20 protein-coding genes and 1 riboswitch are annotated in these 26,917 nt (G+C 44.7%); of the genes, 8 read left to right on the forward strand and 12 right to left on the reverse strand.

What is annotated here, in order from left to right; all coding sequences use genetic code 11:
• The first annotated feature begins 1 nt into the window (after position 1).
• Entirely contained in the window at positions 2 to 1,294 is a 1,293-nt protein-coding gene (locus AACS92_RS19340) for a glycosyltransferase (RefSeq protein ID WP_241537912.1), read from the forward strand.
• Positions 1,294 to 2,793 carry a radical SAM protein gene (locus tag AACS92_RS19345; protein ID WP_099109254.1) on the forward strand — a complete coding sequence of 500 codons (1,500 nt, stop codon included), beginning with the start codon at positions 1,294 to 1,296 and terminating at the stop codon, positions 2,791 to 2,793. The genes AACS92_RS19340 and AACS92_RS19345 overlap by 1 nt, the downstream gene beginning before the upstream one ends.
• Before the next feature lie 72 nt (positions 2,794 to 2,865).
• Here AACS92_RS19345 and AACS92_RS19350 read toward each other — a convergent pair whose 3' ends face one another.
• From AACS92_RS19350 to malK, 3 genes are read right to left on the reverse strand one after another with little or no spacing between them, the layout of a single operon-like run.
• Positions 2,866 to 3,750 carry a MalM family protein gene (locus tag AACS92_RS19350; protein WP_099109285.1) on the reverse strand — a complete coding sequence of 295 codons (885 nt, stop codon included), beginning with the start codon at positions 3,748 to 3,750 and terminating at the stop codon, positions 2,866 to 2,868.
• Between the two features lie 20 nt (positions 3,751 to 3,770).
• Positions 3,771 to 5,048 carry a maltoporin gene (locus tag AACS92_RS19355; RefSeq protein ID WP_099109255.1) on the reverse strand — a complete coding sequence of 426 codons (1,278 nt, stop codon included), beginning with the start codon at positions 5,046 to 5,048 and terminating at the stop codon, positions 3,771 to 3,773.
• Between the two features lie 34 nt (positions 5,049 to 5,082).
• Positions 5,083 to 6,192, reverse strand: coding sequence for a maltose/maltodextrin ABC transporter ATP-binding protein MalK (gene malK / locus AACS92_RS19360; protein ID WP_099109256.1), 1,110 nt, complete (start codon positions 6,190 to 6,192; stop codon positions 5,083 to 5,085).
• Between the two features lie 377 nt (positions 6,193 to 6,569).
• Between malK and malE the strand changes: the two genes are divergently transcribed.
• The 3 genes from malE (at position 6,570) to malG (ending at position 10,367) form a co-directional block, all read left to right on the forward strand.
• Positions 6,570 to 7,769: a maltose/maltodextrin ABC transporter substrate-binding protein MalE gene (gene malE, locus AACS92_RS19365; protein WP_099109257.1), complete on the forward strand. Its 1,200-nt coding sequence runs from the start codon at positions 6,570 to 6,572 to the stop codon at positions 7,767 to 7,769.
• 134 nt (positions 7,770 to 7,903) lie between these two features.
• Entirely contained in the window at positions 7,904 to 9,460 is a 1,557-nt protein-coding gene (gene malF, locus AACS92_RS19370; protein ID WP_099109258.1) for a maltose ABC transporter permease MalF, read from the forward strand.
• A 16-nt stretch (positions 9,461 to 9,476) separates the two neighbouring features.
• A complete protein-coding gene (malG, locus tag AACS92_RS19375; protein ID WP_099109259.1) occupies positions 9,477 to 10,367 on the forward strand; it encodes a maltose ABC transporter permease MalG in 891 nt (296 codons plus the stop codon).
• A gap of 99 nt (positions 10,368 to 10,466) precedes the next feature.
• Here malG and malQ read toward each other — a convergent pair whose 3' ends face one another.
• Positions 10,467 to 12,602 carry a 4-alpha-glucanotransferase gene (gene malQ / locus AACS92_RS19380; RefSeq protein WP_099109260.1) on the reverse strand — a complete coding sequence of 712 codons (2,136 nt, stop codon included), beginning with the start codon at positions 12,600 to 12,602 and terminating at the stop codon, positions 10,467 to 10,469.
• A gap of 9 nt (positions 12,603 to 12,611) precedes the next feature.
• Positions 12,612 to 15,056 (reverse strand): maltodextrin phosphorylase, encoded by a 2,445-nt coding sequence (gene malP, locus AACS92_RS19385; protein ID WP_099109261.1) that lies wholly within the window; start codon positions 15,054 to 15,056, stop codon positions 12,612 to 12,614.
• A gap of 357 nt (positions 15,057 to 15,413) precedes the next feature.
• On the opposite strand from malP, the gene malT reads away from it, so the two are divergent.
• Both malT and AACS92_RS19395 read left to right on the forward strand, forming a co-directional pair.
• Positions 15,414 to 18,131: an HTH-type transcriptional regulator MalT gene (gene malT, locus AACS92_RS19390; protein ID WP_099109262.1), complete on the forward strand. Its 2,718-nt coding sequence runs from the start codon at positions 15,414 to 15,416 to the stop codon at positions 18,129 to 18,131.
• A 53-nt stretch (positions 18,132 to 18,184) separates the two neighbouring features.
• Positions 18,185 to 18,790: a DUF1349 domain-containing protein gene (locus AACS92_RS19395; protein ID WP_099109263.1), complete on the forward strand. Its 606-nt coding sequence runs from the start codon at positions 18,185 to 18,187 to the stop codon at positions 18,788 to 18,790.
• A 425-nt stretch (positions 18,791 to 19,215) separates the two neighbouring features.
• On the opposite strand, the gene thiH is transcribed toward AACS92_RS19395, so the two are convergent.
• From thiH to AACS92_RS19430, 7 genes are all read right to left on the reverse strand, one after another.
• Positions 19,216 to 20,364 (reverse strand): 2-iminoacetate synthase ThiH, encoded by a 1,149-nt coding sequence (thiH, locus tag AACS92_RS19400; protein WP_099109265.1) that lies wholly within the window; start codon positions 20,362 to 20,364, stop codon positions 19,216 to 19,218.
• A complete protein-coding gene (locus AACS92_RS19405; RefSeq protein WP_099109266.1) occupies positions 20,361 to 21,128 on the reverse strand; it encodes a thiazole synthase in 768 nt (255 codons plus the stop codon). The genes thiH and AACS92_RS19405 overlap by 4 nt, the downstream gene beginning before the upstream one ends.
• A gap of 15 nt (positions 21,129 to 21,143) precedes the next feature.
• The gene (gene thiS, locus AACS92_RS19410) at positions 21,144 to 21,356 is read right to left on the reverse strand and encodes a sulfur carrier protein ThiS (RefSeq protein WP_099109267.1); all 213 of its coding nucleotides are present in this window, start codon (positions 21,354 to 21,356) and stop codon (positions 21,144 to 21,146) included.
• Positions 21,353 to 22,156 carry a HesA/MoeB/ThiF family protein gene (locus tag AACS92_RS19415; protein ID WP_099109268.1) on the reverse strand — a complete coding sequence of 268 codons (804 nt, stop codon included), beginning with the start codon at positions 22,154 to 22,156 and terminating at the stop codon, positions 21,353 to 21,355. The genes thiS and AACS92_RS19415 overlap by 4 nt, the downstream gene beginning before the upstream one ends.
• Entirely contained in the window at positions 22,150 to 22,863 is a 714-nt protein-coding gene (thiE, locus tag AACS92_RS19420; protein WP_099109269.1) for a thiamine phosphate synthase, read from the reverse strand. Before thiE ends, AACS92_RS19415 begins: the two co-directional genes overlap by 7 nt.
• Positions 22,847 to 24,832, reverse strand: a complete 1,986-nt coding sequence (gene thiC, locus AACS92_RS19425; RefSeq protein ID WP_099109270.1) for a phosphomethylpyrimidine synthase ThiC — start codon at positions 24,830 to 24,832, stop codon at positions 22,847 to 22,849. The genes thiE and thiC overlap by 17 nt, the downstream gene beginning before the upstream one ends.
• Before the next feature lie 142 nt (positions 24,833 to 24,974).
• Positions 24,975 to 25,099, reverse strand: a riboswitch (TPP riboswitch).
• Positions 25,100 to 25,180: 81 nt separating this feature from the next.
• Positions 25,181 to 25,855 carry an HAD family hydrolase gene (locus AACS92_RS19430; RefSeq protein WP_099109271.1) on the reverse strand — a complete coding sequence of 225 codons (675 nt, stop codon included), beginning with the start codon at positions 25,853 to 25,855 and terminating at the stop codon, positions 25,181 to 25,183.
• 259 nt (positions 25,856 to 26,114) lie between these two features.
• Here AACS92_RS19430 and nudC point away from each other — a divergent pair, with 259 nt between their 5' ends.
• Positions 26,115 to 26,894 (forward strand): NAD(+) diphosphatase, encoded by a 780-nt coding sequence (gene nudC, locus AACS92_RS19435; RefSeq protein ID WP_099109272.1) that lies wholly within the window; start codon positions 26,115 to 26,117, stop codon positions 26,892 to 26,894.
• The last annotated feature ends 23 nt before the right edge of the window (positions 26,895 to 26,917 follow it).

The following is a 26,917-nucleotide window of genomic DNA, read 5'->3' on the forward strand; positions in this document are numbered from 1 at the left end:
TATGATGAATGAAGTGATGGAAAAAGATGTCGTTATTTCTGTTGTGTTACCTGTCTTTAATGAAGAGAAAAGATTGAATATTGTATTAACTTCTCTTTTTAACCAATATGATGAATCAGGGGAATTAAATAAGGACACTTATGAGGTTGTTATAGTTGATAATAATTCAACAGACAACTCCCTGAACGTTATTAAAGAATTTAGAGAAGCTAATCCGTTATTGAATCTGTATGTTATAGAAGAAAAAGAGCAGGGGGTTTCTTCCGCCAGAAAATGCGGAATGGATTTTGCCAGTCAGAGGAGTAAAGAGCGGGATAATAAATATCAGCTGGAGCAACGTTTTTATATTCTGTCTGCTGATGCAGATTGTACGGTTGATAACCAATGGATTTATCAGCTCATAAAAAAAATGACGATGGATAAGGCTGATTTGGGGACGTGTAATTATTTCTATGATCCCGAAAAGTTTTTACATCGTCCTGTTTTGTATGAACAGATAAGAAAGACATTACTTTGTCGTGAGTTTTCTTTCTCTCTATTTGGTGGGTTTCCTGATGGTAAAGGTTTTGCTGTTGAAAGGGACTTATACGATAAGGTGGGTGGCATCGAAATTTTTTACCAATTACATGATGGCGCGTTTGTGCAACACCTGTCGGATGACTGGGATTTCGGTATTAAAGTTATTGCTTATGGTGGTAAGCCAACTTATGCGCACTACTCCAGAGTTGAGATTAATAGCAGGCGGGTCGATAATTTGCTGGGTGAAGTGATCATCGGCAAGGCTTATGGGGCTGATGGCATTATAACCATGAAAGATATCCGACCACCGGATGAAAATATACCGTATGGAGATCTCACACCAGAAGAAGGGAAAATGGCATGGGATTATTCTATTAAAGATTATGTACCTAAAAATATTATATTACCTTTATTGCTTAATCCTGATTTATTACAGAAAGACGCCATCATTGATTTTTTTACGGCTCTGGTGGCTCAGAAACTGTATGAACGCATTCATGAAATAAAATCGACCGCCCGTATTATCGATTTTAAACCGATACACGCTTATAAAACGCCATCCTACCGGCTTTATTTCGAATTCAGACAGCAAATATTCGCCAGCCTGCGTAAACATGTGGATCAAAGTATAGGTTATCCGCCGGAGTTACCGCCTTGTCTCGACGCTATTCTGAAGCAGCAGCCAGATAAATTTATTAATTATGTTTACTACTTCTGTGAGGACAGGGAATCAGGAACAGCCCATAACTATTTTGCTAATGGAGGGGTTTTCTGATGATAGAGCAAGCACTGTATTCACTGAATAAGATAGACGAAAAATATCCACGGCCCGATATTATTGATGTACTTTCTGATAAGCGTAATCAATCCCTTCTTTCTTATGTTTATCGTGACCCATTCGGGTGTCATATTTTTCCCGGAGATATTGAAAATTACCCGCATCAACGTTTTCTTGAAGCATTGAATAGTGAACTTTCTACCGGATATCCCATTCATCTCTGGGCCTATATACCTACCTGCCGATATATTTGCCATTTTTGCCAGTTTCCTAAGATTGTGGTCAGGACACACAGAGAAGAGTCATCTCAGGTATTTAAGGAAGTCGTCGACCTCAATATCATGGAAGCCAGAATGTGGTTACAAAAAGTGCCTAATCTGGCGAGTGTGCCAATCGGTGAATTTAATATTTTCGGAGGGACTCCATCGCTATTACCTTTTGATGAATTGGAACGGTTAATGGTGTTTTATCGGGAACACTTTAACTTTAGTCATGCAACACTAAGATTCGAAGGAGAGCCGGGCACTTTAGACAGCCATTATCTGGCTTTTCTGCACAAACTAGGGTTCAGTAAACTGTCTTTTGGTGCTCAGTCTTTCAACGATGATATTATTTATTCTTCTGGCAGGAAGCACTCTTCCTGGGAATGTTTTGAGGTAATAAAAAACGCCAGAGAAACCGGTATTGAGTGGACCAGCGTAGATTTAATTTATGGTTTATTACAACAGAGAGTTGAAGATGTTGAGTATGACATCAGAAAAGCGCTGGAACTGGAGTTGTCTCATATTGTCTGCTCGAAGCTGCATATAAAAGATTTCATGGAAACGCGGACCGGTGTCTCAGAGGAAAAAAAAGCCTTGTGGCAAAAGAAAATGGTGCCAATTGAAATTACACCAGTTGAAACAACATCTGCTGGAACAAACCGTATTGATACCGGAGCCAATAAAGGCAGTAAACTTTCTACAAATATGTTTCCAAGCCTTGGTGAGCAATATCAGATGCGCAATGTTATCGATAATTTATTTGATAGCCATTACTCTGAACATCCGACAATGTATTTTTATCGCAAAGATACAGAGCCAGAAAAGTGGAAAGGCATTATTACTGATCAGGATAAACAACATCCGGAAGTTGCTATTGGATTGGGTGGCAGTTCTAAATGCCGTTCCGCTGAAATGGTGAACCTCACCGATTACAAGTGTTATCGCGAAGCAGTGAATAATCATATTTTGCCTGTTGCTTCTGTGACGGGTATGTCAGCAGAAAGGCAGGAAGCGAATGCTATTAAAATGGCGTTATCGACCTGCCAGCCGGTAGACAATGATATTCACCGGCAAAGATTTGGTCATGCGATAAAAGAAAACAAACGTATTTATAATAAATTATGTGATTTGGCAGAGCGTCAGTTGCTATTTTTTGATGATGACAAAATTAAACTCACGCGTAGTGGTAAAGTACTGGTTGAGTCAATCGTAAATACAGAATTTAATGACTAAATATGATGAGTAATAATGATTAAAGCCATCCGTTTTCTTCCTACTAAACGGGTGGCTTTAATTTGTACCGGTTCAGGTAGATCTTTTACTCTTTATCATTTTGATAAATGTTTCTCGTGCACTTGATGAACCAAGGCGTTCAGCTTCATCTAACAGAGTCAGTGCCTTATTTATATCTCCATTTTTGATCGCTTTCTTGATAGCCTCATTGAAGTGCTGTTCTGTTTCACCGGAAATAGATTTAGGCACCCTATTAGGATTTGGATCTACAAAAGTATGATCAGCTAATACGTTTTCGGTAGTTCGTTCTGACGTCACTTTCAGCGTTAAAATTCCGGTATCAGTATGGCGAGCTATTGGGTCTGGAATATTGGGAACCGCGTTACCTACTCCCTGAGCATAGGCTTTGGCTGGGTCAACCATTTTTGTCGATGTTTGCAGGTCTGCATGGGTAGTGTAAATCAGCAAATATATATTTTTCTGCCCTGATACTGGCGTTATTTTTAATGTTCTTTCAACCCGTTCCCCCGAGAAGATCCCCGGTTGTTGATAGGAAAAAGAATGGCTTGCATAAAGTGCAACAGGCTGAAATTTTTCATCAAATACCAACACGTTAGGTAAATAGACCTGCTTATCTTTTATCAGGCTGCTCAACGTGATTTTCAGGGCACCCTGACTGGCCGGTAAAGCAAGAGTGGCAATTGCTCCCTGAATATTTCCTTCGTTAATCTGAGGTGAAGTCTGACTGAGTACAATTGTGTGCATTGCTGGGAGCTTCATCGGTTTCCATACCTGCTTCTGTAAAACAGAAGCAGGTATGGAATAAGCTACGTTGTTGCTTACTTCCGGGTTAATCATAGTCTTCTCAGAGACAGTACCTGCGGCATAAGCTACTAAGGGGAGGCTTATGCAGGAGAGAATACTGTAATAGAAGAGAGTAATTAGTTTGGTTTTCATCGTTTCACCCTTAACCACAATCACCACCAGGCTTCAAATTGAGCACCAAACGTGAACTCATCATTCTTACCACGGCTGAAATGGTGCTCAGTTGTATCACGATAAGCTAACCCATCGTTATAACCGGGAGTTTTGTTGGCATAACCCCATTTTTCATTCCATTTAGCATAAGTGGTGTACAAACGAATCGCCGGACGGGACCAGATGCTATCGCCTGCCTGCCATTGTTGGGCCAGAGTGATTTTGTACTGGTCGTTAATCGCTTTGGTACGCTGAGATTTGACATTATCGTAGCCAACCTCCATTAACGTACTCATGGTTGGTGTCCATTTGTACATCGGGCGGATACCGGCGGTATACCAAGTGGTGCCGTTACGATTGTCGCGATCAATATTTTGGTACATAGCGACGTACATTAAGTCCCATTTTTCAGCCAGATTGATGGCTCCATGATTTATCACGCGCAGCATATGACCATTATTGTCGGTACTGGCTCCCGCGGAACGACCATTATTATTGGAAGTCATAGAGTCAGTCGCATACTGAACAACAAGTTTATTGAACCCATCCAACATGCTTTGGGTATGTTCAGCCGTCAGCATTATCCCATCTTTAGAAGCGTTTTTGGCCAAATGATAACCCTTACGTGGATTAGCCCGCCCGTAATCAACACCTAATTCGAGTACACCACCGCTGTTGATGGGGAGATCAGCAAGCCGGGCATCAAAAACATCATTAGAGGTTTCGGTATTTTGATTTTTATTATCAACCCAGTGATATGAACCGCCACTTTCAGTATTGCGTGTCACGGCGAGAGAAAGTTTGCCAAAATCAAGGTCAATATTTTCCAAACCGGCTCCGGGACCAGAAATATCCCAATAATAGAAATCGATCATATGTACATCATGACGTTGATAAAAACGCTTACCGGCCCACAGTGTTGAACCTGGCAACCAGTCAATCAGGTTAGTTCCCTGTACATTCACTTCACGGAATACTGGGTTGACCGATTCATTATCGCTTTTCTGAGCCGCGCTGTAGGCCAGATTAGTATCGAAATAGAAGCGTTTATCTTCTTGTTGCCATAGTGCTTGCCCCAATTTTAATTCAGCATAGGTTTCACATTCATTTCCGAGGCGGTATTTACTCTGTGCCCCTGTACTTTGAGCACATTTTTGCTCACCGCCACGTCCTGTCCAGCCGATACCTGAACGGGCATAACCGTGGAAGTCTACCGCAGCGGCCTGCATGGAAAATAATCCAGCAAGCAAAGGTAATGAGAGAGGTAAGATGCGCATAATTGTTCTCCTGTTATTTTTTTATAGCGAGGTTTTAAACCCCTGGTTCTCTGTATAGGCGCCGGCATGCTGTTCCGTCTTCCCGAAACAGATGACAACGATGAGGGGCTAATCCGATAGTGAAGGTCGCCCCTTCTTCTACAAGAACAATATCAGGCTGGAGATAAACGAGATTTTGACGGATGGTTGATATGTGGATATGGATATGAGTTTCACTTCCTAACTGCTCTACTATCTGTACAGTTCCTGTCAGCGTTACGTCAGCGACATCGCTGGGTAAAAGGTGTTCCGGTCGGATACCCAGAGACACATTACTCCCGATGGTAACTCCCTTACTTTCTACCGGAAGCCAGACATGTTGCCCATTAGGCAGGCTGATCTGTACTTGATCAACAGCGGTTGCAGAGACTTTGACTGGTAAGAAATTCATCTTTGGAGAACCCATGAAGCTGGCTACAAAACGGTTAGCCGGGTAGTGATAAATTTCGAGAGGTTTACCAACCTGAGCAATATTGCCGGCATCCAATACAACGATTTTGTCTGCTAATGTCATGGCCTCGGTTTGATCATGGGTGACGTAGATCATGGTGCGTTGTAGACGCTTATGCAGACGTGAAATTTCGATACGCATCTGAACTCGCAGGGCAGCGTCCAGATTGGAGAGAGGTTCGTCCAGTAGAAAAATATTGGGTTCGGCGACCAGAGTACGGCCAATAGCCACTCGCTGACGCTGGCCACCGGATAGTGCTTTTGGACGGCGATCCAATAGATGAGCTAGCTGGAGAGTTTCTGCGACTTTCTCTACCCGTTTTTGAATCTCACTTTTTTTAATACCTGCCAGTTTCAGGCCGAAAGACATGTTATCTGCTACGGATAAATGGGGGTAAAGTGCATAAGATTGAAAAACCATGCCGATACTACGTTTAGCGGGCGGTACATCATTTATTACTTGGCCTGCAATCAGCATTTCACCGGACGTAACATCTTCCAGACCGGCAATCATTCTTAATAAAGTCGATTTTCCACATCCCGATGGACCAACAAAAACCACAAATTCCCCTTCATCAATCTCAAGATTGATATTTCTGGAAATAACATTTTCACCATAAGCCTTAGATACATTACGAAGTGTGACGCTGGACATGTGTTTCCCTCGGAGTTGCCATCCTGGTTTGTAGTGAAAAGTAGATGGCCGGATTGTGTGCAAAATAACAGGAATAAAAATCCTCCATTTTATCGTTTTTTATGGAGGAGGGATTAGGAGGATGAGATTAGTAGGATTACAAAATCCCTTGATATTTCACGAAATAAAATGTGATTTTAGTTCCAGAAATTGGTGCGTTTTTAAGGCTGGTGGCATGGTTTACAGTGCTTTTGTAATCACGTTCACACTCATTTGATGAGAGGCGTAGACAGGGGGAGGATGAGTCTGCTTTCTATTAATTGCACACTGTGAAATATTTTCTGGCGGTGTAGTGAAAAATTCATCTTAAATCAGCAAATACTGAAAAGGACGGAATGATGACAAAAAGAATCTCAAAAATAGGTGCTCGTGCACTGATGCTTTCCGTTTTATCTACATGGGTACTTTCTGTTCCTGCTTTCGCAAAACTGGAAGAAGGTAAGCTGGTAATTTGGATCAATGGGGATAAGGGATATAACGGTCTGGCGCAGGTTGGTGACAGATTTATGCAGGATACGGGAATTTCAGTCAGTGTTGAACATCCTGATAAACTGGAAGAAAAATATCCTCAGATTGCGGCGGTGGGAGATGGTCCGGATATCATTTTCTGGGCACATGACCGCTTTGGGGGCTACGCACAGTCGGGATTACTGGCGGAGGTTACGCCTGATAAGAATTTTATGGACAAACTATTTCCCTTTACCTGGGATGCAGTTCGTTATGAAGGCAAATTGATTGGCTACCCTATTGCGGTTGAAGCTCTTTCTCTTATTTACAATAAAGACTTAGTTAAGTCACCACCCTTAACATGGGAAGAAATTCCTATGTTAGATAACGAGCTAAAAAAGCAGGGGAAAAATGCGATCATGTTCAATCTTCAGGAGCCTTATTTCGTCTGGCCCCTGATTGCTGCTGATGGTGGATATGCTTTTAAGAGGCAGGGGGATACCTACGATATTAAAGATAGCGGGGTAAATCATACTGGTTCTAAAGCCGGTCTGGAATTTTTAGTCAGTCTGGTAAAAAACAAACACCTTAGTGCTGATACCGATTATTCCATTGCTGAAGCTGCCTTTAATAAAGGTACGACAGCAATGACTATTAATGGTCCTTGGTCATGGGGGAACATCGACAAAAGTAAAATTAATTACGGTGTTACTCTGCTGCCGACTTTTAAAGGCCAACCTTCTAAACCTTTTGTTGGCATTTTAAGCGCAGGAATTAACGCAGCCAGCCCCAATAAAGAGCTGGCCAAGGAGTTTTTGGAAAACTACCTGCTGACTAATGATGGCTTAGCAATGATGGATAAAGATAAGCCGCTGGGTGCGGTAGCGTTGAAGTCTTATCAGGATATTCTTGCCAAAGATCCACGCATTGCTGCCACGATGAACAATGCCAAGAAAGGTGAAATCATGCCGAATATTTCACAAATGAGTAGTTTTTGGTACGCCATGCGTAGTGCAGTACTTAATGCAATCAGCAGCCGACAACCTGTAGATGCGGCTCTCAATGATGCAGAGGCTCGAATTGTAAAATAAACGTGCATTAGTCTTCTTCTTTTGAAGGAGGCTTTTTATTTATCGGAGGAAAGATTTTCTCATTGAATCTCAGTAAAACAGGTTCGTGGGAATAGGCTCGCAGGTAATAAATTTCTAGTAACAGGAAGTGCATAATGTCAGCAAGGTTGAACAAAAATGTATGGTGGCCACGTTCTGTCCTGAAATGGTTTGCGGTGGGGCTGAGCCTGTTTTTTACCGGTTATTTGATTGTGTTGATGTACGCACAAGGGGAATACCTGTTTGCGATTCTGATACTGGTATTACTGGGTAGTGGTGTTTATGTTTTCGCTAATAGTAAGTCTTATGCCTGGCGTTATACCTACCCGGGTATTGCTGCGATGTTATTGTTTGTTCTGTTCCCGCTTGTTTGTACCATTACGATTGCTTTTACAAACTATAGCAGTACCAACCAACTTACCCTTGAGCGGGCTCAGGCTGTATTGATGAGTAGACAATATCAAACAGGCCAGTCATTTAATTTCAAACTTTACCCCCAGGATCAACAGTGGATTTTGGTATTAAATGTCGCTGATAGTTCGAATGTATTGGTATCTGAGCCTTTTTCTTTATCTGATAAAGAAAAAATCATTCTACCATTATATGAACAGGTAACCCCCTTTAATCATGACGCTGCCACGTTGCGTACCATTACGCAGAACCGGCAGGCATTAGGGCAAATAACAGTACTTCTGCCGGATAACAGTAGATTGCGCATGAGTTCTTTACGGCAGTTTTCCGGTATACATTCCCTTTATGCTCTGGAGAAAGATGGACACACCCTCATTAATAATCAGACAGGTGTCAAATATCGCCCGAATATGGAGACGGGTTTTTACCAATCCATTGATGCAAAAGGGGAATGGGGTAATGAGACGTTGAGTCCGGGGTTTACGGTTTCCATTGGTTGGAAAAATTTCCTGCGGGTTATTCAGGATGAAGGGATTCAAAAACCTTTTCTCTCCATTTTTGTCTGGACGGTGCTCTTTTCTCTGTTGACGGTAATATTGACTGTGGCACTGGGCATGATTCTGGCTTGCATTGTGCAGTGGGACGCTCTTAAAGGCAGAGCTATTTATCGTGTATTACTTATCTTACCGTATGCTGTACCTTCCTTTATTTCTATCCTGATTTTTAAAGGATTATTTAACCAGAGTTTTGGTGAGGTGAATCTACTGCTCAATGGGCTGTTTGGTTTGAAACCGGATTGGTTTACTGACCCGACTCTGGCCAGGACCATGTTGATTATTGTTAATACATGGCTGGGGTATCCCTACATGATGATCCTTTGTATGGGGCTGCTGAAAGCGATACCTGATGATCTGTACGAAGCCTCCGCGATGGATGGTGCAGGGCCGCTACAGAATTTCCGCTATATCACTTTTCCTTTGTTAATTAAGCCTCTGACACCATTGATGATTGCCAGTTTTGCTTTTAACTTCAATAATTTTGTTCTTATTCAATTGCTTACCAACGGCAGGCCGGATCATGTTGGGACAACGACACCAGCGGGTTATACCGATCTATTAGTCAGCTATACCTATCGTATTGCTTTTGAGGGTGATGGAGGGCAGGACTTTGGATTAGCAGCGGCGATAGCAACGTTAATCTTCTTGTTGGTGGGGGCTTTGGCAATCATTAATCTGAAAACGACACGAATTAAATTTGATTGATTAAGGAGGTAGTGGCATGGCGATGGTCCAATCTAGATCACAGCGGTGGCGAATATGGGCAACGCATATATTCATGCTGATTTTTATCGCCTCGATTTTATTTCCATTACTCATGGTCATTGCTATCTCTTTACGACCGGGGAATTTCGCGACGGGCAGTTTGATCCCTGAGTCGATTTCTTGGGAACACTGGAAACTGGCGCTGGGTTACAGTGTTGAATCCTCTGATGGGCGCATTACTCCTCCTCCGTTCCCAGTAATACTGTGGTTATGGAACTCTGTAAAAGTCGCATTAATTACTGCGACTGGCATTGTTGCGTTGTCAACAACGTGTGCTTATGCTTTTGCTCGTATGCGTTTTCGTGGCAAAAACACCTTATTGAAAGGCATGCTGATTTTTCAAATGTTTCCCGCTGTTTTGTCATTGGTGGCCTTGTATGCTTTGTTTGATCGTTTGGGGGAATATATCCCTTTTCTCGGTCTGAATACCCACGGTGGTGTGATTTTTGCCTATCTGGGAGGAATTGCGCTGCATGTGTGGACGATAAAAGGCTATTTTGAAACGTTAGATCGTTCTTTAGAAGAGGCGGCCATGCTGGATGGTGCTACATCGTGGCAGGTTTTCCGTTTGATATTGTTACCGCTTTCTGTACCGATATTAGCAGTGGTATTTATCCTGTCTTTTATTGGTGCGATTACTGAAGTACCAGTTGCATCGTTATTGTTAAGGGATGTGGATAATTACACATTAGCTGTGGGGATGCAGCAATATCTCCACCCACAAAATTACCTCTGGGGTGACTTTGCCGCCGCCGCTGTACTTTCTGCTATACCTATTACAGTAGTTTTCTTGCTTGCCCAGCGTTGGTTAGTTGGGGGATTGACTGCTGGTGGTGTGAAAGGGTGACGGTCTGTTTGAAATTTATCAAAGAGTAAAGATAAAGCAAAACTTCGTACCTGAATAAAGGGTACGAAGTTCAATATTTTTTGCCTGTTTTGTCTGTTGTTATGACACTCTTCTTCTGTGCTTATCTATTGTTTCCAATAAATTATTTATGTCTGTATTTTTGAACATGTCTTCCAATGTGACGGTTAATTTACGTCTCCAATTAGGATATTCCATAGTTGTACCCGGGACATTGACCGGATTTTCCATACTCAGCCAGTCCTCAGGTTGTAAGCCCAACAAGGCACTGGTACAGCTAGCGAGATAATAGTGTATTCCTTGATTAACGGATGTTGGTATCTGTGATGAAGATATTTTTGGCTGCAATGAGGTAAGCGTGTTTGCTATATTTGCTGATTCGGAGAGATAACCATGATGATTTAAACTCTGTAATAGCTTTTGCTTACAATGTTCGCGTTCATTATATAACTCAGTGAGTAATGCCTTATCAGGATATAACCCAATTGATTCACCCAGTTTCAGATCACCACTTTGCCAAAACCCACCTAATGTCGGTAAATCATGGGTAGTGATAGTTGCCATGGCCTGTGTCTGATATTTCTCAGGTGGTTTAAATTCACCTTGCCCGTCGCGCTCGAAATAAAAAACCTTATAAGAATAGATACCACGGTCACGTAATTTTCCAACAATCTCTTCTGGTACTATTCCTAAATCTTCGCCTATCACCATGCAACAATGGCGCTGGCTTTCCAATGCCAGTATCGCCAGTAAATCATCAACAGGATAATGGACATAAACGCCTTGAGCTGCGGTTTCTCCCTGAGGGATCCACCAAAGCCTGAGCAGTGCCATAACATGATCAATGCGTAATGCTCCACAGTGCCGCATATTACTACGCAGTAATTGAATAAAAGGCTGATAATTCTGAGCCTGTAATATATGAGGATTCATTGGAGGAAGCCCCCAATTTTGCCCTAGTGGTCCCATGATATCAGGCGGCGCACCAATAGATGCTTCCATACAATAGAGTTCCCGGTTACCCCAGGTTTCTGAACCACCTTGCGCCACGCCAACAGCCAGATCACGATAAATACCAATCGGCATAGCATGGTTCTTACTTTCACGTAAACAATCAGCCAGTTGCCTGTCTGCAATCCATTGTAACCAAAGAAAGAACTCCACTTCTTGTGGGTGAGAGTGACAAAACTTCAGTACAGTATCACTATCTGGGTCGCGGTATTTTTCAGGCCAGATGGGCCAACCCCAATAGGTGTGACTTTCACTGTATAGTTTGTAATGTAGAGCATCATAGACAGCCTGAGAGTACAGGCTTTTACCACCTTGATTAATGAATTGACGGAATGAGAGATATAGGGGATCGGTATCATTTCGAGTATTGAATTGTTGATAAGCCAAACGCAACGCTGTCATTTTCAGTGCCATCACACTGGAATAGTCAACCCATTCTGTTTGGCGAACACTCTGAATTCTGTGCTGGGTTTCCGGCATCATCCACCACTCTTGAGCATTGGCACTGGATTGGAAATCTTCTACCTGACTGACATCAATATAAATGATATTCAACCAGTGGCGGGATGAAGGGCTATAAGGGCTGGCGTTTTCAGGCATGACAGGATACATCGCATGTAGCGGGTTTAGGCCAATAAAAGCGCCGCCGCGTTGTGCCAGTTCCCGTAACATTTTTTTCAGATCGCCAAAATCACCCATTCCCCAATTAGTTTCGGATCGCAGGGTATAAAGCTGGATGCAGGCTCCCCACAATTTGCTTCCTTTTATCAGTGATTCTGGTTCGTAACAGCGTTCCGGAGCGATGATGATCTGCATAACATGGCGTTGTACCGCGTCTTTGGGGCTTGATGAAGGGATTAAACTAAGCGTGTGATAACCCAAAGGCAAAGAGGCTGGCAGTGTCAGTTGATATTGGCAATTTCCACGCAGGTTTATCCCTTGTTCTGTCTGTATTTGCCACTGATATTGGGCAGAGGTATTCAGATTAAAAGTGAATGACTGGCCAATAATTAATACTTTCACTGTGGGTAAGGTTGAAACTGATGGATCAGAAACCGGCCTTTTGACCGGTATATTTTCCCCCATGGCTTGCAGGATCCTATGCCTTATCTGAGAAGGAATAGCCTGTGGTTTGCCATAGGCATTAATATATTCAGTGACAATACCAGCTTCTGTTGCTAAATCATCGAGGCTTTTGTTTTCCATTATGATCTTCTATTTTACCTGCTTAACCTGCCAGATACGTTGTTGATAATCCTGAATAGTTCTGTCGGAACTGAATGTTCCCATACGGGCAGTATTAAGGATCGTACGTTGTGTCCAAGACGGGATATTACGGTAGAGTTCATCAATTTGCTGATGTGCGGCACCGTAAGAAGCAAAGTCAGCTAATACTAAATAAGGGTCACCACCATCGATCAGGCTGTGTAGCATTAAATCAAATGCCTGTTTATCTCCATGGCTGAACTCACCGCTGGCGAGAGAATTCAGTATTTGTTGTAATTGCTTATTTTGTTGGAGAATATTTTGGGGGTCATAGCCCTCTCTCAGTAAGGTTTTTGCTTCTTCTACTGTATGTCCAAAGATAAAAATATTGTTGTTGCCAACCTGTTCGGCAATTTCGACATTTGCACCATCCAGAGTTCCAATAGTTAGTGCTCCGTTCAAGGCAAGTTTCATGTTACCAGTACCGGAGGCTTCTTTTCCTGCTGTGGAGATTTGTTCTGATACATCGGCAGCTGGGATCATCAATTCAGCTTTCGAAACATTGTAATCAGGAATAAAGGCAATTTTTATGCGATCGCGTACGATCGGATCATGGTTGATTTTTGCGGCTGCGTGATTGATAGCTGAAATAATATTTTTTGCCAGATAGTAGCCGGGAGCTGCTTTAGCCCCAAACAGGAAAACACGCGGGTAAATATCCAGTGCCGGATTTTCCTGAATCTGTCGATAAAGTGAGAGGATATGCAGCAGGTTCAAATGCTGGCGTTTGTACTCATGCAGCCGTTTGATCTGTACATCGAAAATGGCATGAGGGTCTAGCTTAAGCCCCATTGTTTTATTGATGTAGTTGGAAAGGCGGATTTTATTGTTCTGTTTGACGGTGCGATAAGCCTCACGAAAAGCAGCATCAGCAGAGTAGGGTTCGAGTCTTTTTAGTTCAGTAATATCACTGAGCCATTCATGGCCTAATGTCTGATCAATCAGTGAAGAGAGTGCTGGATTACACTGTCTTAACCAGCGACGAGGTGTAACGCCATTGGTAACGTTATGGAATTTTTGAGGCCACAATTGGTGATATTCAGGGAAGAGATCCGTCACAATTAAAGATGAATGTAATGTGGCAACACCGTTAATCGCAAAGCAGGCTACAACACAAAGATTAGCCATTCTTACCTGATTATCATGGATGACTGCCAGTTTTTCCCATATTTGTTGGTTACCCGGCCAGTTTTGTTCCACCGTTTGACGAAAACGATTGTTTATTTCTTGAATAATACGATGGTGGCGCGGCAGTAATTCGATGATGAGATGTTCATCCCAACGTTCCAAACCTTCCGGTAATAGGGTGTGGTTAGTATAAGCGAAGGTTTGCCCGGTAATGCTCCATGCTGTATCCCAATCTAGTTGGTGATCATCAATCAGCAGACGCATCATTTCAGGAATGGCGATTGTGGGGTGGGTATCATTGAGCTGTATCACTTCGTATTGCGGTAGCGCCTGTATTTTCCGACCAGCCAGCTGGTGACGACGCAGAATATCAGCTACAGCGCAGGCACACTGAAAATATTGCTGCATCAGGCGGAGGCGTTTTCCAGCCTGATGGTTATCATTCGGATAAAGAACTTTGGTCAGGCTGGTGGCTTCTATGCCCTGCTGTTCCGCATGAAGGAACTGCCCATCATTGAACAGTGATAAATCAAAGGGATTATCATATGTTGCTTGCCACAGGCGCAGCGGCTGTATAACACCATTATTATAACCAACGACAGGCAGATCCCACGCTTCCCCGGTCAGGGTAAAAGCCGGTCGCCAGATTTCACCACCATCGGTTGTTGTGACCACTTCACCACCGAAACTCACATTAACGTTTAGTTGTATATTGCGGTAAAACCATGGATAGGTATTGCGCTCCCAGTCATCCGGAGTTTCAATTTGTAACCCTTGTTCGAAGGATTGCCGGAACAGCCCATACTGATAATTAAGGCCGTAGCCGATTGCCGGTTGATTAATTGTCGCCATTGAATCAAGAAAACAAGCGGCCAGACGGCCTAAACCACCATTACCCAAGGCAGGATCAATTTCTTCTTCCAGCACATCACTTAATACCACACCATATTCGGCTAAATACGCCTGAACATCATCATACCAGCCAAGATTCAGCAGGTTGTTACCCGTTAAACGACCGATCAGGAACTCCATTGATATGTAGTTTACATGCCGTTGTTTGCCTTTTGAGCCATCAGGAAGGGGAAGATTATCAATTTGATGGTGATTATTTTGGCGATAAGCAGGCAGTAATTCCAAAAGAGTGGCACTGATAGTTTGCCACCACTGATGTGTTGTTATTCCCTGTGCTAAATCAAGGCCAAAGCGTTGTAACTGTCGGGTCAGCGCAGCCTGGAATTCGGCTTTATCAAGTTGGGGCTTTTTCATGGCGTCTTCATCCTGTCACTGAATAAGGAAAATATGCAGATTATTGAGTCTGATATGCTGAAGGTTCAGTGAACAAGAAACATCATCCTGTCAGGATATTCGCGGGGATGAGTATCAGGGCGTAGCTATTTTTTCGTGCGCTTTCGCAATTTATTCAGGAAAAAGAAACGTTTCAGTTAAAGAATGTGACAGGGTGCAACTTAACACAATCTAATCAATTAACCTAATTGCAAATGGCGCACGTTTCTCTAAATTTGGGTGTTTATTTATGAATGTTACTGATTTGTATTTCTCAATAACATGACAACAAGGTTACAGGGATCAGTTCTACTCATTGCTTGTGAGGGGAGGAAATCAATGCTTATCCCATCGAAACTCAGTCGACCCCTTCGCCTCAATCATATGGTCATGCGTGAGCGCCTGCTGGCGCAGCTCAATGAAGCACAGAATTATCGTTTGGTATTAGTAACCAGTCCGGCAGGATATGGTAAAACTACGCTGATGTCACAGTGGTCGGCAGGGCAGGGTAATCTGGGGTGGTATTCTCTGGATGATAGTGATAATCAGCCGGAGCGTTTTGCCAGTTATCTGATTGCTGCGATTCAACAGGCCACACAGGGGCATTGTGTCAAAAGTGAGGTTTTGGCGCAGAAACACCAGTATGCCAATTTATCGGCGCTGTTCGCACAGTTGTTTATTGAATTGAATGAATGGAAACAGTCATTGTTTCTGGTGATCGATGATTATCACCTGATAATAAATAATCTCATCCATGAAGCCATACGTTTTTTTCTCCGTCATCAGCCGGAAAATCTCACGCTGATTATTCTCTCCCGTCAATTACCGTCTCTGGGAGTTGCTAACTTGCGGGTACGTGAGCAATTACTGGAGTTTGACAGCCAGCAGTTAGCATTTAACTATCAGGAGGCTCAGCAATTTTTTGATAAACGTCTGCCCAGCCCATTGGATGCGGATAATTGCAGGCAGTTATGTCATGACGTGGCCGGTTGGGCAACAGCGTTGCAGTTGATTGCTCTGTCTGCCCGTCAGGCTGGTAATACAGCAGAAATATCGGCCAAACGCCTCTCAGGTATTAATGCTGGCCATTTATCCGATTATTTGGTGGATGAAGTTTTAAACCGTGTTGATCAGGGAACGCGAGAATTTTTATTGCGTAGTTCTATCCTGCGTTCAATGAATGATGGGTTAATTGTTTGTCTGACGGGCATGGAGAATGGTCAGCAACGCCTTGAAGATATTGAGCGTCAGGGGTTATTTATCCAGCGCATGGATGATTTCGGAGAATGGTTTTGTTTTCATCCCTTGTTCGCAACATTTCTTCGGCAGCGTTGTCATTGGGAAATGGCATCTGATTTGCCTAAGCTGCATAGTATGGCGGCAGAAGGCTGGTTGATGCAGGGGTATCCGGGAGAAGCCATTCATCATGCTTTGGCAGCAGGGGATACGAAGTTATTGTGCGATATTTTGCTGCAATATGCATGGGAACTGTTCAACCAGAGTCAACTGTCGCTACTGGAAGAGTGCATGAATGCGTTGCCTTATGAACAGCTCTTGGAAAACCCGCGTCTGGTGCTGTTACAGGCATGGCTGGCGCAGAGTCAGCATCGTCATTATGAGGTTAATGCGTTACTGAATCAGGCAGAGCAATCGTTGAAGCAAAAACAAATAACGATTGAGGCTGAACTACTGGGAGAGTTTGACGCGTTGCGTGCTCAGGTTGCGATTAATGATGGCCGACCGGATGACGCTGATTTACTGGCTGAAAAAGCACTGGCTGCTCTGCTGCCTGATAATGAATATGGCCGTATTGTCGCAATGTCAGTGAAAGGGGAAGTGTTGCACTGTAAGGGGGCGCTGTCTCAGGCATTAGCATTGATGAAGCAGACGGAGCAGTTGGCCCGCCGCTGTCATGTCTACCACTATGCTTTATGGGCATTATTACAGCAAAGTGAAATTTTACTGGCGCAGGGGTATTTACAGGGCGCTTATGAAACCCAAAAACACGCTTTTGATCTGGTTCGTGAACAACATATGGAACAGCTACCGATGCATGAGTTTCTGTTGCGTATTCGCTCCCAGCTTCTGTGGTGTTGGGCACGTATTGATGAATCAGAGGAAGCGGCCCGGCATGGTCTGGAGGTATTGTCTAACTTTCAGCCTCAGCAACAATTGCAATGTCTGTCTCAACTGGTGAAATGTTCGTTAATCCGGGGAGATATCGATAATGCCCGCCGCCATTTAACCCGTTGTGAAAATTTGTTGAGTAATGGGCATTATCATCGGGACTGGAGAACGAATACGGATAAATTGCGGATCATTATCTGGCAGCATCTGGAGGATCATATTTCAGTGGCTCAATGGCTGGCTCAGGCAGAAAAACCCGAAAGTTTCAGTAATCACTTCAATCAGAATCAGTGGCGTAATATTGCCCGTGCTCAGATATTGCTTGGTCAGTATGAAGAGGCGGAAAGCATTTTAAACATGCTGAATCAGTATGCGGTAAAACTGGAGTTGGTCAGTGATTTAAACCGCAATTTGTTGCTGTGCAACCTGCTCCACTGGCAGCTTGGTCGCAAGGCTGAAGCGCAACAGGTGCTGATAGAAGCGCTGAAATTGGCTAATCGCACGGGCTTTATCAGTCATTTTGTGCTTGAGGGTGAGTTGATGGCTCTGCAATTACGCCAGCTTATCCAGCTCAATATCCTGCCTGATTTTGAACAACATCGTGCACAGCGTATTCTGCGTGAAATTAATCGTCAGCATCGGCATAAATTTGCGCATTTTGATGAAACATTTGTTGAACAGCTTCTTACTCATCCTGATGTACCTGAACTTATCCGCAATAGCCCATTAACCCAACGTGAATGGCAGGTATTAGGATTAATTTATTCTGGTTACAGCAATGAACAAATTGCGACTGAACTGGAAGTGGCCGCGACGACGATTAAGACACATATCCGCAATCTGTATCAAAAAATGGGTATTACTCATCGTCAGGAAGCGATTCAACAGGCGCAGAATTTAATGAAAATGATGGGATTAGGTGTTCAGTAAAATGTTCTCAAGGTGATATCTCTGATGATTTCATAAATAAAAAGGGGCTACTGATGAATTTATCGCACTGTCATTGGCTTAATGAGCCTGCTTCATGGCAACGTCAGGATAATGCACTGAGCGTGGTAACTGATAATAAAACCGACTTTTGGCGTGATACATGGTATGGCTTTCAGCGCCACAGTGGCTATGTTTTTGGCTGCTATGTTGACGATTTACTTATTACCGAAGGGTTCACGTTTCAGCTCTGTATTGAAGGGCGTTTTGAGCAGTTATACGATCAGGCTGGCGTTATGTTGCTGGTGGATGAACAGCATTGGCTGAAAGCCGGTATTGAATATGCCGATGGCAAGGCAACAATCGGCAGTGTATTAACCTCTCCTTATTCTGACTGGGCGATGGGGATTTTTCCGGGTAACGCTGAGAAATTCTGGTTGCGGCTGACCTATCAGGAAGGTGCTATCCGGCTGCAATATTCCACAGATGGTAAGCAGTGGCCTTTGTTGCGGTTATCCCCTTTTACTATTAACCAACATAATGGGCAACGAGTGTTTGTTGGTGCAATGTGTTGTTCACCAGAAAGAGAAGGATTGCAGGTGAAGTTCTCTGAATTCAAGCTAATGCCAGCCTTGAACAAGCCTTTGCATGATTTGAGTTAGTGGAATGGCTACAAACCGGTCAGATAAAATGCTTTTATGATGGATTAATGCCCGAATATAAAAAGTAAAATAAAGGTATTACGGAAAAGGAGATGCAAATGGAAGATTTGTTGGAGTTTTTCGCGGCACTACTGGAGTGCATTTATCACATCATAAAATGCATACTTACATTTTTAAAATGGATAATGGAAAATATCTTTAATTTTTTTATGGTTATCGGGGTTTTATTCTGTATTGTCATTGCGGGAAGTATCGTTAAATTTATTTTTTATAGTAGCTTCTTGGTATTGGTTTTATCAGTTTGTAAATACCGAAAAAAAATAAAAAGATATCTGAATGAAAAAGGTTTCTTTAAATAAGTATAGAGGCGATTATCCCTCACCCAATGTGCTATGCAATGTGGATGAGGGACATGAGCTTATTTCTTATCCCTGCCTTCCCAAATAATTATCCCAATCTTTCCAGACTGGCTGTAAGCCCGATCTGACCAGTGCTTCGGCAACCTGTTGCACAGAGCGGTGGTCATTCGGAGAGAACTGCTCCAGTTCGTGATGATCACTTTCGACATAACCACCCGGCTGAGTCTTAGAACCAGCACTGACACTGTTTATCGCCAGAGGTACAACATGATCGCGGAAATAAGGTGACTCACGGGTAGAAAGTGAAAGTTCAACATCCGGTGCCAGCAGGCGGAATGCACAGATCAGTTGTACCAGTTCTGCATCATTCATCAGGGATGCGGGCTTAATCCCGCCAGCACAGGGACGCAGGCGTGGAAAGGAGATGGAATAACGGCTTTTCCAGAACTGTTTTTGCAGGAAAAACAGATGTTCTGCCACCATATAGCAATCAGTTCGCCAGTGAGGTGATAATCCGATTAATGCGCCCAGACCAATTTTATCAATGCCCGCCCGCCCTAGCCGCTCAGGGGTTTCCAGCCGCCAGTGAAAATCCTGTTTTTTTCCCTTGAGATGGTGCAACTGATAACTCGGTTCGTGGTAGGTTTCCTGATAGACCAGTACAGCATCTAATCCCAGTGTTTTCAGTTCGGCATATTCCTCTTGCGCCAATGGCTGAACTTCCATTGTGACTGAACTGAAATAGCGGTGTATTAAGGGAAGGTAATGGCGAAAATAATCCATGCCGACCTTTTTCTGATGCTCCCCTGTTACCAGCAGAATATGCTCAAATCCCAGCTTTTTCAGCGCCTGACATTCAGCCTCAATTTCCTGTTCATTGAGCGTCTTACGTTTGATGTGGTTACTCATGGAAAAACCACAATAGGTACAGTCATTGGCGCACAGATTGGAAAGGTAAAGTGGGATATAAAATCCCACGGTATTACCGAATCGCTGACGGGTTAATTGTTGTGCCTGCTGAGCTAATGGTTCAAGGTAGAGAAGGGCTGCGGGTGAGAGCAGTGCCATAAAATCATTCAGTGTCAGGCGCTCACTATTTAGAGCGTGCTCAACATCATGGCGGGTTTTACTATTGATGCTCAGCGTGATGTCATCCCAGTCCAACTGTTGCCAGCGATGGCGGAAAGTCTGCTCTGCCACGGTATTGCTGCTCATAAAGCCCCCAGAAAATCGGTCAGTGGACTGGAGGCTTCTGCATGGAATTTCTGGCTTGCCACTCCTGCCTGATGAGCGAGTTCGCCTGCTTCAATGGCGGTTTTGAATGCCTGCGCCATTTTAACCGGATTACGGGCAACGGCGATTGCAGTATTGACCAAGACAGCATCGGCTCCCATTTCAATGGCTGCCAGTGCATGGCTTGGAGCACCAATACCGGCATCGACAACCACAGGAACATTGGACTGCTCAATGATAATTTGCAGAAAATCCCGAGTGAGTAAGCCCTTATTTGAACCAATAGGCGCTCCCAATGGCATGACAGCGGCACAACCCACTTCTTCCAGACGGCGGCACAGAACCGGATCTGCGCCACAGTAAGGCAGAACTACAAAACCTTCCCTGACTAATTGTTCCGCTCCTTTCAGGGTTTCTATCGGATCAGGTAATAGATATTTCACGTCAGGGTGGATTTCCAGTTTGACCCAGTTAGTGCCCAGCGCCTCCCGCGCAAGGCGGGCAGCAAAAACCGCTTCTTCTGCGGTTTTTGCTCCGGAAGTATTGGGCAGGAGTTTAACCCCCAGCTCCTGCAAGGGAATGAGAATGCCATCATCTTTGCCTTGCAGGTCAATCCGTTTCATCGCCATTGTGACTAACTGGCTACCGGAGGTGCGAATGGCTTCAATCATCAGTCCGGCATTGGCAAATTTTCCTGTGCCTGTAAACAGACGGGAATGAAAGGTGGTATCAGCAATTTTTAACATGGTTAACCTCCGGCATTAGCCCCCCGCAATGGCCTGAAACAGCAGGATATTATCCCCGTCATTGAGCTGGTGGGTGCGCCATTCTGAGCGGGGGATGATGGTCTGGTTAATAGCCAGTGCAGTACCTGACTGGGTACGTTGCATATGTTCCAGTAATTGCTGAACTGTCATGGGATTATCTGTCGGCGTATCCAATGTGATCGTTTGATCGTTGACAATAATGTTCATGCGATTTCTGTTCCTGAAACGGTTTTATCTGTGCCTGCAGTTTTATCAATGATTGGGCGTGTTCCGCATACCGGACATTGTGGTGAGGGGGTTAGTTGTAACGTACTCCAGTTCTGTTTTCTGCCATCAAACAGTCGCAGTTTTCCATTCAGATAAGAAGGGAGACCCGCCAGCATTTTAATGGCTTCCAGCGCCTGTAACGTTCCAATCACACCGACCACCGGCCCTAAAACACCCGCAGTGCGGCAGTTACGCTGAGGCTCTTCCTGATCGGGATAGAGGCAGGCATAGCAGCCATGCTGATAAGGTGGTTCGAATACCATCAACTGACCACTGAAACCGACGGCGCTGCCACTGATAAGAGGTTTACCAGTTTCGATACAGGCGGCGTTAATAGCATGTCGGGTTGCCATGTTATCGCTACAATCCAGTATCAGATCGACCTGCCGGACGAGGTTTGTCAGTGATTTTTTATCCAGTCGTTCATTAATAACGGTTGTATTAACCAATGGGTTCAGATCAGCCAGTTTTTGTGCCGCCAGAGTGGCCTTACCTGCGGGAATATCAGCCGTGCGATAGAGGATCTGACGTTGCAGATTTGAAATATGTAATTTGTCATCATCGGCAAGATAAAGGTGCCCTACTCCTGCTGCCGCGAGGTAGAGTGAGGCAGGAGAGCCTAATCCCCCCATCCCGACGATTAACACTTTGCCGTTTTTTAATTTTTCCTGCCCGTCCGGGCCGATATCTTCCAGTAATAATTGACGGCTGTATCGCATAAATTCCTGATCGTTCAACATAAGCGCCTCCGATCATTTTCTTCAACGTTTTTGTCAGATGTCCCTTCAACTAAATGAAGCAACCTGGCTGTCGCCTGTCGCCAGTCTTTTGCTTTGGTGATAGCACTGACCAGCGCTACACCACCGACACCGGTCGCGACCACATCAGGGACTCGTTCCAGTGAAATACCACCAATAGCCACTGTCGGGAATTCAGGGGTGAGTGCTACCTGATGTTTCAGGGCGATTAAACCCTGTGGTGATGAGGGCATCTCTTTGGTTGTGGTCGGGAAGATATGCCCCAGTGCAATGTAGGATGGGCGCAAGGCTTTTGCCCGCGCCAGTTCCTGCTCGTCATGAGTGGAGATCCCCAGCCGAAGCCCGGCTTGTCGGATGGCACTGAGATCAGCAATATCTAAATCCTCCTGCCCCAGATGAACGCCATAAGCATGGTGTTTGATTGCCAGACGCCAGTAGTCGTTGATAAACAGGCGCGCGTTGTATTGCTTCCCTAACGCAATCGCCTGCCGAATGTCATGCTCTACCTGATCTTCGGGCAGATCTTTAATACGCAGTTGCAGCGTTCTGATACCGGCTTCCAGTAACCGCTCAATCCATATCAGTGAGTCCACCACGGGATATAACCCCAACCGGTGTTCGGTTGGAGCAAAGGAGGCTGTTTCAGGGCAAACGGTTTCAGATAAAATCGCTTCAGACTGATTTAACATCGTTGATATCCTCAGCCCGGTGATACAGTTCGCTGCCATGTATCCGAAATTCTTCGGACATCTGTTCCATACCCGATTGTTGTTCCAGTTTTGCGGCATAGTCCCGCACATCCTGTGTAATTTTCATTGAGCAGAATTTCGGCCCGCACATGGAGCAGAAATGGGCAACTTTACCGGATTCCTGAGGTAATGTTTCATCGTGATAAGCGCGGGCGGTGTCAGGATCAAGGGCCAGATTAAACTGGTCTTCCCAGCGGAATTCAAAACGCGCTTTTGACATGGCGTTATCGCGGATTTGAGCACCGGGATGGCCTTTCGCTAAATCTGCCGCATGAGCTGCGATTTTGTACGTGATTAGCCCTTGTTTCACATCTTCTTTGTTTGGCAGGCCAAGGTGCTCTTTAGGCGTGACATAACAGAGCATGGCACAGCCGAACCAGCCAATCATAGCTGCACCAATACCGGAGGTGAAATGGTCATAACCCGGCGCGATATCGGTTGTCAGTGGCCCTAATGTGTAGAAAGGCGCTTCGTGGCAGTGTTCCAGTTCTTCCGTCATATTGCGGCGGATTAATTGCATCGGAATATGTCCCGGCCCTTCGATCATCACCTGAACATCATATTCCCAGGCGATTTTGGTCAGTTCACCCAGTGTATGTAGTTCGGAAAACTGTGCTTCATCATTGGCATCCTGAATGGAACCGGGACGTAAGCCGTCTCCCAGAGAAAGGGAAACATCGTAGGCGGCACAGATTTCACAAATTTCACGGAAATGGGTATAGAGGAAGTTTTCCTGATGATGAGAGAGACACCATTTCGCCATAATGGAGCCACCACGGGAAACAATGCCTGTCAGTCGTTTGGCGGTCATCGGAACATAGCGCAGCAGAACGCCGGCATGAATAGTAAAGTAATCGACTCCCTGTTCCGCCTGTTCCAGTAACGTATCGCGGAACATTTCCCACGTCAGGTTTTCCGCAATGCCATTGACTTTTTCCAGCGCCTGATAGATGGGGACTGTACCAATTGGCACCGGGCTATTACGCAGTATCCATTCACGGGTTTCGTGGATATAGCGCCCGGTGGAAAGATCCATTACGGTATCCGCGCCCCAGCGGGTAGACCAGATCAGCTTCTCAACTTCTTCTTCAATGGAAGAGGTGACGGAAGAATTACCGATATTGGCATTCACTTTCACCAGAAAATTGCGCCCGATAATCATCGGTTCAGATTCTGGGTGGTTAATGTTGGCAGGAATAATCGCACGGCCCGCAGCGACTTCCTGTCGCACAAATTCCGGCGTAATGTTTTCCGGTAAGTTGGCACCGAAACTTTGCCCCGGATGCTGCTGGAGAAGCACTTCACCGCGGATACGTTCACGCCCCATATTTTCCCGCAGGGCGATAAATTCCATCTCCGGCGTGATAATGCCTTTACGAGCGTAGTGTAATTGGGTAACGCGTTCGCCAATTTTCGCTTTCAAAGGGTGGGGACGATGGTGAAAACGCAGATGATCCAGTCCGGCATCCGCTAGGCGCTGTTGGGTAAAATCAGAGCTGAGGGTTGTGACAGGCTCTGTGTCATTGCGCTCTTCAATCCACGGCTGGCGGATTTTCTGTAAACCTGCGTGTACGTCCAGTACGGCTTCAGGGTCGCCATAAGGGCCGGAAGTATCATAAACAGGTACGGGTTCATTTTCCTCAAATTGGGGCGCTTCTTTTGTCCCGCCAACCAGTGTAGGAGATACCTGAATTTCACGCATAGGAACCTGAATATCCTCGCGTGAACCTTCCAGATAGATACGACGTGAATTGGGGAAGGTAACACCCTGAATTGAATTGATAAATTCCTGTGCGGCATCCCGTTGGGCTTTACGTGGACGTGCCGGATGAGTTTTAGGGGAGATATCAGTTGTAGGGATAATATCTGCGCTGGAGGTGACGGTATCATTAGTAATAGCATTAGACATAGCAAATTCCTGACTGTGTGATCGCCTGTAATCAGGCTTAAGTTGAGAAAATTGCTTGTCTGGAGCTCGCAGGGAGTAATGATGATTGCTGAACAGTGTTATCTGGCAGAAGATCTGTACAGAAGCAATAAAGCATATCAGCAGAGGGATTACTCTTGTTCCCTTCGCGGGTATTAGCCCGATCAGGTTCTGCGGATCCCGAATAAACGGTCTCAGCCTGTGTCCACCGTGATATACGCTGAACGCTAGGCACTCCGACAAGAAAACACCCCAGAGTATAAAGGGGATTATGGAAACTGCAACCGGAAAACCGAGCCTTTTGTATTGGCCCGATGTCAGGTATTAATATTAATTCCGTGGCGCTAACGCCCAGCTCAATTGCTTCCAACCATGTTTTTCTGCTGCTGACTGCAATTTTACATCCGGATTCACGGTAAATACTTCACTGGCAAAGAAACACATCGGCAAGTCGTTCGATGAGTCTGTGTAAAAAGAGATATGTTGTGGCGATAAATTCTGTTCTGTCAGCCATTGCTGTAAGCGGGTAACTTTCCCTTCCCGGAAAGTTGGGACACCTTCAATATCGCCGGTATAACAGCCATCTTTCATGACCATATCAATCCCCATGGCGGTTTTTACGCCAAATACAGCCGCGATTTTTTTCACCACGAAAGAAACAGTAGCAGAAATGATAATGACGGGAATATTTTGTTGGCGGTAAATATCTAATTGTGTTTTCGCTGCGGGGTAGAAGAGAGGTTTGATTGTCGTTTCTACAAAATCTGTCAGCCAGATATCAACTTGTTCATGGGGTATTTGGCAGAGGGCTTGTAAACTGACTGACAGATATTCCTGCATATTCAGTTTCCCTGCACTGTAATCCGATATCATTTTCTGGTCTGCTTCTATAAAGCGGGGGTCAGTAATGATCTGCTTTTCCCATAAATAATTCGTCCAGAGTAGACTGGAATCCCCACGGATCAGGGTGTCGTCCAGATCAAATATGGCAACCTGCTGTGACATAGTTGTTATTCCTCAAATCTGAAATCGACAGGATAAGGTCGATTGAAAGAGAATCAAATATTTTATTGCTACGGCTTAATGAACACCCGAAAATATGCACATTCAGAAGCATTGTTAATATAACAGATTGCAGACAGAATACGATGAAGAGGAGTATGCTGTAATGATGTTAATCTTGGTTAACATTTAATTAACACTGACTTGGTTAATATATTCTTAATTAACGCAGCATATGACACAACACATGATGGAACCAATGATGCAAAAAAAACTGACAGGTATAGAACGAGGCTGGTGGATTGTCAGTCTTGAAAACAGAGTTTGGCTTCCGCAGGGAGACTTACCACTGGGTACTGCTGAGAGCTGGTCATTGCAGGGCCTTGTCGCCTACGTGATTGGCGAGTGGTTGGGAGAAGTAGTGTGGCTCATCCGTCATAAGATGGCATCAGAGATGTATTCTCCCCGCCGGATTGCAGAACAGGATCCTCAATTATTTCAGTTGGTAGGGCGCGGAGTCCAGTTGGCGGAGTTTTACCGCTCACATCGTTACTGTGGGTATTGCGGTCATGAAATGCAGCAGACTGAGCACGAGTGGGCCTGCCTGTGCCACCATTGCGATGAACGCTATTATCCGCAAATTGCTCCCTGCATTATTGTGGGTATCCGCCGTGAAGATCACATTCTACTGGCACAACATCAGCGTCATCGCAATGGTATTCATACCGTGCTGGCTGGGTTTGTGGAAGTGGGTGAAACACTGGAGGAGACGGTACATCGTGAGGTGATGGAAGAGAGTGGAATAAAAATCCGTAACCTGCGTTATGTGACTTCTCAACCGTGGCCTTTTCCTCATTCATTGATGATGGGGTTTCTGGCTGATTATGAGAGTGGTGATATTGAACATGACCCCGTTGAGCTGATCAGTGCGGATTGGTATCGATATGATGATCTTCCCCTGATCCCCGGGCCTGATACGATTGCCCGCCGTCTGATTGAGGAAACGGTCGCACTATGTCGTCAGAGCTGTCGCCAGTATTGATAGTGAATACTTACAAATCATGA

The organism is Xenorhabdus sp. KJ12.1, from assembly GCF_963876495.1.
Classification (GTDB): Bacteria; Pseudomonadota; Gammaproteobacteria; order Enterobacterales; family Enterobacteriaceae; genus Xenorhabdus; species Xenorhabdus stockiae.